The organism is Streptomyces sp. NPDC020731 (assembly GCF_044334705.1).
Lineage (GTDB): Bacteria > Actinomycetota > Actinomycetes > Streptomycetales > Streptomycetaceae > Streptomyces.
Window position 1 is genome coordinate 57,010 of the sequence record NZ_JBIRTN010000029.1, and the last position, 7,129, is coordinate 64,138.

Consider the following 7,129-nt stretch of genomic DNA (forward strand, 5'->3'; position numbering starts at 1 on the left):
CTGAGAGGGCCCGTACGACTTCGGTCGTGCGGGCCCTTTCGCTTGTGTGGATGGGCGTTCGGCGTCAACTCTGCGGCTGGGAGTGTCATCCGTTCGCGCGAATGGCGAGGCATGTGCGAGCGGCACATGCCGTGCCGCCCATAGCTTCGCACCATGGTCAGCTCATCCCATGAGGCCCTGCACCGGATCTTCCAGAAGGACCCGGGCCTCTTCGCCCGCGCCGCCAGAAACCTCGGCGTCGCCTTCCCTCCACCCCTCTCCACCACCGAGCTCTCCACCGACCTCACGGAGACGCAGCCGCTGGAGCGCCGGGTGGACACGCTGCTGCGGATGGACACCGAGGACGGCAGTTTCGTCCTGGCGGTCGAGTCACAGAGCGAGCCGGCGCCGGACAAGCCCGCGAGCTGGGCTTATTACCTCGCCCACGTGTACGCCAAGTACCGCGTTCCGCCGGTACTCCTCGTCGTCTGCGCGGACCGGAGGACGGCCGCGTGGGCGGCCCAGCAGGTCGACATCGGCCCCCGCCAGTGGCCCTCGCTCACCCTGCGCCCCCTCGTCCTGGGGCCCGACGACGTACCGGTGATCGCCAGCCCCGACGAGGCCGCTCGCGACATTCCGCTCACGGTCCTGTCCGCCGCGCTGCACCGCCGCGACCCGGACGCCGATGCCATACTGAACGCGCTGGCAAAGGCACTCAAGGGCCTGTCGGCCGACGACGAGAGCACCGCAGGCACCTTCATCGAACTCATGGAACAAGGCCTCGGCAAGACGCCGGCCGCGGACATCTGGAGGCACCTCATGGCCGTCGACCTCTCTTTCTTCCAGTCGGAGACCGCTCAGAAGCTTCGCGCGGAGGGGCGCGAGGAGGGCCGTGAGGAGGGTCTGGCCGAGGGCAGGGCGAAGGACATCCTGCTTCTCCTGGGGCACCGGGGTGTCGAGGTCACCGAAGAGGACCGGGACCGCATCGTCGGCTGCGGTGACCTCGATGTGCTGGGTCTCTGGTTCACCAAGGCCCTCACCGCCACGTCGACGGCGGAGATCTTCGCGTCGGCCGGGGGAGCCGGGACCGCGGACTGATGGGCCTTTCCTGGTTCCAGTCGCAGACGGCCCAGCAGCTCCGGTGGCGCACGGGGTGACCTGTCGACGCCGTGAGATCTCGAAGCGTCCCTGCCCGCACTCCGTGAATTCCGGCCGCCGGTGCCGCCAGAGCCCTACGGCGAGTCCTGCGCGAGGGGCAAACAGGACCTGACGGCTGCGAGCAGTGCGCGGTGGCGTCCGATCCAGTCGGGCGGTGCCGCGACCGGCACGGTGACGTGGATCTGGGAAGCGGTGACGTCGTAGACGCTCACTTCTGTGCACGCGCTTTCGCTGATCGCGGCAGGAGTGATGGCGATGCGCGGTGACCGGCCGCTCTCCAGCCAGCTCGCGGCGCGCCCGGACTCGACCGAATCCAGCACCTCGGCCCAGCTGTCGAGGTCGTGAGAATGGAGCGAGAGAGCGACGCGCCCGTTCACGAAGTCACTGGAGACGGAGATCTCGGCATGCAGGGTGTCGTCCTGCCGGCCCCCGGAGAAGCTCTCTGCTCGAAGGACGCGCAGGATGACACCCTGTTCCTCGTCCGACAGGGAGATCAGCTCGGTCGGTGGAGGATCGGACACCGCGGTGTCTCCTTCTGTCGCGGGGATGCCGCCGGGTCAGGAACTGTACAGCGTGGATGAGGGACCCCTTGGGCATCGAGCAGTTGGCCCACGACGCGGGACTGTCCGCCTCCCGCCGCTACCTGGTGGACTGGGAGCGGGCCGAGGCGGCCATCGGTACGCGGCTGCCGGCGGACTACAAGGAGTACGTCCACTGGTTCGGTCCCGGGGGCTTCGACGAGTACCTCATCGTCTGCGTGCCCGGCGTCGAGAACAGCAACACGGAGCTGGCGGCCCGCCTTGCCCACGAGCATGACGGGGCGCGTTCGCGGAAGCAGATCAACCCCGGGGCGAGCCCGCGCGTACCGCTGTTTCCCGAGCCGGGCGGGTGGCTGCCCTGGGGTTTCACCACGGGTGGCGACGGGCTGTACTGGGTCACGTCCGGCGGCGATCCCGACCGCTGGACCGTCGCCGGGCGCCCTGGCCGTGGCTCGGACCGGGCGTACTTCGACGGGAACTTCGCCGAGTTCCTGCACGCCTTCCTCTGGGACACCGTGGAGATGCCCTTCCTCCCCGAGGCCGAGTGCGATCTGCCGGTGCGCTTCGAGCCGGACACCGGGAAGTGGCGGACGGGCGGTGCCGGTGAGCCCTTGGACGCCTGTGGGCACTTCGCACTGGAGTGACCCGGGCGGGCAGGGACCCTGAAGCGGGAGTGGACCACGGTCCTCAGGGTACGAAGCGGTGCTGGATTCCGCCCGCCCGGCAGCTCTCCCGCAGCTCTGTGACGCGGTCGGCGCAGTCCGCTCGTACGGCGGCCCGCGCCGACCGCGTTCGAGCAGCTCGCCGCTCAGGACGTGTCCGATTCGTCCGCGCCCCGCCCCCGGTCCGCACCGGGGGCGGGGCGCGTCGGCATGTGGACCTTCGCACGGGTATTGACGCGCCGCTCGGTCAGACCTTAGCGTCCGCCCATCCCTAATGTTTCGGATTCTGTTTCGAAACATTCGAGAACGACGATGGGAATGAGACTCCCCGCATGAGATCCATTCGTTTCGCCACCGTGGCCCTCGCCACCGCCGCCCTGACCCTGCCGCTCATGACGGGCTCGGCCGCCGCCGGCCCGTCGGACGGCAAGAAGGCCGCGCCGCACTCCAACGCCGCGTTCGACCGGCTGCGCTCGGCCGCTCCCGAGGGCTTCGTCGTGGGCACCGCCGTGGCAGGCGGCGGCCACCACCTGGAGCAGGACTACCCGGACCCCTTCACGTACGACAGGGAGTACCGGAAGATCCTGGGGCAGCAGTTCAGCTCGGTCTCCCCCGAGAACCAGATGAAGTGGGACTACATCCATCCCGAGCGGGACCGCTACGACTTCGCACAGGCCGACGCCATCGTCGCGTTCGCCAAACGGAACCACCAGGTCGTACGTGGCCACACCCTGCTGTGGCACAGCCAGAACCCGGCGTGGCTGGAGGAGGGCGACTTCTCCGAGGAGGAACTGCGCGCCATCCTGCGCGAGCACGTCACCACCGTCGTCGGCCGCTACGCCGGCAGGATCCAGCAGTGGGACGTCGCCAACGAGATCTTCGACGACCAGGGCAACCTGCGCACCCAGGACAACATCTGGATCCGCGAGCTGGGCCCGGGCATCGTCGCGGACGTCTTCCGGTGGGTCCACGAGATCGACCCGAAGGCGAAGCTGTTCTTCAACGACTACAACGTGGAGAGCGTCAACGCGAAGAGCGACGCCTACTACACCCTCATCCAGGACCTGCTCGCGCAGGGCGTGCCCGTGCACGGCTTCTCCGTACAGGGCCACCTGAGCACGCGGTACGGCTTCCCGGGCGACCTGGCCGACAACCTGAGCCGGTTCGACGCACTCGGCCTGGAGACCGCCGTCACCGAACTGGACGTCCGCATGGACGTCCCCGAGGGCGGCACGCCCACCGAGGCGCAGGAGCGGCAGCAGGCCGACTACTACCAGCGGACGCTCGCGGCGTGCCTGGCCGTCGACGGCTGCAACTCGTTCACCATCTGGGGCTTCACCGACAAGTACTCGTGGGTGCCGGTGTTCTTCGAGGGTGAGGGCTTCGCGAACGTCATGACCGCCGACTTCGCCCGCAAGCCCGCCTTCTACGCCCTGCGGGACACGCTGAAGGAGGCGGCCCGGGAGGACGACTGCAAGAAGCACGGGAAGCACCACAAGCACGGGAAGGGCTGAGAACGCCCGGCGGGGCCGGCCCCGACCGGGGCGGCCCCGCCGTCTTGCTCCGCGAGGGCTCAGGCCTTGCGGGCCACCGCCACGTACGCCCCGCTGTGGACGCCTTCCTGCCCGGGAACCGGCTCCCCGAGCTCCGGGTGCCACTCCTCGGCCGCCACGATGCCGGGGGCGACGACCTCCAGGCCCTCGAAGAAGCGGGCGAACCGGTCCCGGCTGCGCATGTCCATGGTGAGCCCGCCCGCCCGGTACAGGTCGATCACCTTCCGCGAGGCCTCCTCCGGGTGGAAGTCGGGGGTGAGGTGGGACATGACCAGGTAACTGCCCGGCGCCAGCGCCTCCTTGAGTCGCTCCACCAGCTCGTACGCCCCGTCCTCGTCGCCGATGAAGTGCAGCAGCGCGATCAGGGAGAGCGCGACCGGTCGCTCGAAGTCCAGCGTCTTCCGGGCGTGCTCGACGATGGCGGCGGTGTCACGGGCGTCCGCCTGCACGTAGTCGACGGCCCCTTCGGGGGTGCCGCGCAGCAGCGCCTCGGCGTGGACCAGGACGATGGGGTCGTTGTCGCAGTACACGACCCGTGCGTCCGCGGCGACCGCCTGAGCCACCTGGTGCAGGTTCGGCTCCGTCGGGATACCGGTCCCGATGTCGAGGAACTGGCGTACGCCCTCGTCCGCCACCCAGCGGGTGGCACGGTGCATGAACGCCCGGTTCATCCGCGCCATGACCGGGATGACCGGCGCGAACCCCACGAGCTGCCGGCCCAGCTCCTCGTCCACCGGGTAGTTGTCCTTGCCGCCGAGGAACCAGTCGTACATCCGCGCGGGATGCGGCTTGCCGGTGTCTATCCGTAGGGGAGCGTCCATACCGGAGTTGTGCTGATCCACCATCATTCCCCTTGGCGCGCTGGACAGTTGAGCCTCTTCAGTCGTGATCGTCACGATAACCGGGCCTTGGCCCGCGCGATGCGCCGGGCACCCGTCGCCCCGTTGTTCTCGGACACCTGCCGGGCGCGGCGCATCACCCCACTTCCGGGTGCGATGAGCCGGCGGAAGGTGCGTACCGTCACTGTCGGTGACGTGTCCGAGGCTGTCGGCATTGTCGGCGCGGGGAAGTGAAGAGGGCTCGGTGCCTGTGCCGAGCCCTCTGTCCGGCTGCCGCTCAACGGCTGGAGAAGCCGGCTTCGCTGCCCCTGCTCACCGCTTGGGTACTTGGATACTGACCTGATGGTGCTGTCCTTTTGGGGTTTCGGCGGCCCGGGAGGGGTCGGTCAGGAGCGAGGCGGACGAGCCCGGGTGCCGAGCTGTCGCTGGGCGAAGGCCGGCTTGTCGTCGTCGATGTCGACCGGGGGTCTTGGACATGAGGCATCCCGCAACCGGCTTTATACATCGCCATCGACCGGTGTCCCCGGGGTCGGGAACTGCTCCCCGACATCCGGACTCCGATCGCCCTGTCCAGATAGCGGACAATCCGGCCCGTCTCTTGGTATCGAGTTAACACAGGAGTAACACTGGGAGGGTCGGCCGACCTGTCGTATACAAGCGGGGCGGCCGCTGTCCTGCGCGCGGCAACGGCGCCGAGCGCCCATCACCGGCTATACGTACCGGTGTCAGCCGCGCCAGAAAGGGACCCCGTGGCCACACGACCCGACCCCAAGACCTCGCTCGACCTGCTCCGCGCCGAGATAGAGCGCCGCAACCCGGCGGAGCCCGAGTTCCACCAGGCCGCGCGCGAGGTGCTGGAGACCCTCGCCCCGGTGCTCGCGGCGCGCCCCGAGTACGCCGAGCCGGGGCTCGTCGCGCGGCTGGTCGAGCCGGAGCGGCAGATCATGTTCCGCGTGCCGTGGCAGGACGACCAGGGCCGGGTCCACGTCAACCGGGGCTTCCGGGTCGAATACAACAGCGCCCTCGGCCCCTACAAGGGCGGCCTGCGCTTCCACCCCTCCGTGAACCTCGGGATCATCAAGTTCCTCGGCTTCGAGCAGATCTTCAAGAACGCGCTCACCGGCCTCGGCATCGGCGGCGGCAAGGGCGGCAGCGACTTCGACCCGCAGGGCCGCAGCGACGCGGAGGTCATGCGCTTCTGCCAGTCCTTCATGACCGAGCTGTACCGGCACATCGGTGAGTACACCGACATCCCGGCGGGCGACATCGGCGTCGGCGCCCGTGAGATCGGTTACCTGTTCGGCCAGTACCGGCGGATCACCAACCGCTGGGAGGGCGGCGTCCTCACCGGCAAGAGCGCCGGCTGGGGCGGCTCGCTGATCCGCCCGGAGGCGACCGGATACGGCAACGTGCTGTTCGCGGAGGCCATGCTGCGCGCCCGCGGCGAGGACCTGGAGGGGCAGACGGCGGTCGTCTCCGGCTCCGGCAACGTCGCGATCTACACCATCCAGAAGCTGGCCGCCCTCGGCGCCAACCCGGTCACCTGCTCCGACTCCGGCGGCTACGTCGTCGACGAGAAGGGCATCGACCTCGACCTGCTGCGCCAGATCAAGGAGGTCGAGCGCGGCCGGGTGAGCGACTACGCGGAGCGCCGGGGAGCCTCGGCGCGGTTCGTGCCCGGTGGGCGGGTCTGGGAGGTCCCGGCGGACGTCGCCCTGCCGTCGGCGACCCAGAACGAGCTGAACGCCGTCGACGCCGACGCCCTCATCCGCAACGGGGTGAAGGCGGTCTCCGAGGGCGCGAACATGCCGACGACGCCGGAGGCCGTACAGCTGTTCCAGCGGGCCGGTGTCGCCTTCGGCCCCGGCAAGGCGGCCAACGCGGGCGGGGTCGCGGTCAGCGCGCTGGAGATGACGCAGAACGCGTCGCGCACGTCCTGGAAGGCCGACCAGGTCGAGGACGAGCTGGCCCGCATCATGACCGACATCCACACCACCTGCGCGGAGACCGCCGAGCGCTACGGCGCCCCCGGCGACTACGTGGCCGGCGCGAACATCGCCGGTTTCGAGCGGGTGGCGGACGCGATGCTCGCACAGGGCGTCATCTGACACACGGGCGAACGCGCCGCCGACACCGCATGGGGCGGAGGCGGCGACTCGTCGAAAGCACTACCGCTGACGTGCGCGTTGTTCTTGTCCGGGCGGACGAGGCGTGCGGCGGACAGTGGAGCATCGACACCCGAGCAGGTCGCGGGGGGGGGGGGGGGGGGGGGGGGGGGGGGGCCGCCCCCCCCCCCCCCCCCCCGAGACGGGAAGGGAAGGGGCGGCGGGGGCGCAACAAACGAGCACCCCCACAGCCAGGAGCCGCACACTTCGACTGTCCCGGTCCCGCTGACGTGC

The 7,129-nt window shown here is 69.8% G+C and carries 6 protein-coding genes; 4 read left to right on the forward strand and 2 right to left on the reverse strand.

The annotated features are described in order from the left end of the window. Positions 1–153: 153 nt before the first annotated feature. Positions 154–1,077, forward strand: coding sequence for a hypothetical protein (locus ACH4VX_RS33390; protein ID WP_398372813.1), 924 nt, complete (start codon positions 154–156; stop codon positions 1,075–1,077). A gap of 134 nt (positions 1,078–1,211) precedes the next feature. Here the strand turns inward: ACH4VX_RS33390 and ACH4VX_RS33395 are convergent, their stop codons facing one another. Beyond that, complete coding sequence (locus ACH4VX_RS33395) at positions 1,212–1,658, reverse strand: DUF5959 family protein (protein ID WP_398372814.1); 447 nt, start codon at positions 1,656–1,658, stop codon at positions 1,212–1,214. A 56-nt stretch (positions 1,659–1,714) separates the two neighbouring features. On the opposite strand from ACH4VX_RS33395, the gene ACH4VX_RS33400 reads away from it, so the two are divergent. Together ACH4VX_RS33400 and ACH4VX_RS33405 are read left to right on the forward strand one after the other, a co-directional pair. Then, positions 1,715–2,320: a hypothetical protein gene (locus tag ACH4VX_RS33400; protein ID WP_398372816.1), complete on the forward strand. Its 606-nt coding sequence runs from the start codon at positions 1,715–1,717 to the stop codon at positions 2,318–2,320. A gap of 350 nt (positions 2,321–2,670) precedes the next feature. After that, entirely contained in the window at positions 2,671–3,852 is a 1,182-nt protein-coding gene (locus tag ACH4VX_RS33405) for an endo-1,4-beta-xylanase (protein ID WP_398372818.1), read from the forward strand. A gap of 59 nt (positions 3,853–3,911) precedes the next feature. On the opposite strand, the gene ACH4VX_RS33410 is transcribed toward ACH4VX_RS33405, so the two are convergent. Continuing rightward, positions 3,912–4,712: an SAM-dependent methyltransferase gene (locus ACH4VX_RS33410; RefSeq protein WP_398372820.1), complete on the reverse strand. Its 801-nt coding sequence runs from the start codon at positions 4,710–4,712 to the stop codon at positions 3,912–3,914. A 767-nt stretch (positions 4,713–5,479) separates the two neighbouring features. On the opposite strand from ACH4VX_RS33410, the gene gdhA reads away from it, so the two are divergent. Then, positions 5,480–6,838 carry an NADP-specific glutamate dehydrogenase gene (gene gdhA, locus ACH4VX_RS33415; protein ID WP_398372822.1) on the forward strand — a complete coding sequence of 453 codons (1,359 nt, stop codon included), beginning with the start codon at positions 5,480–5,482 and terminating at the stop codon, positions 6,836–6,838. Positions 6,839–7,129 lie beyond the last annotated feature (291 nt).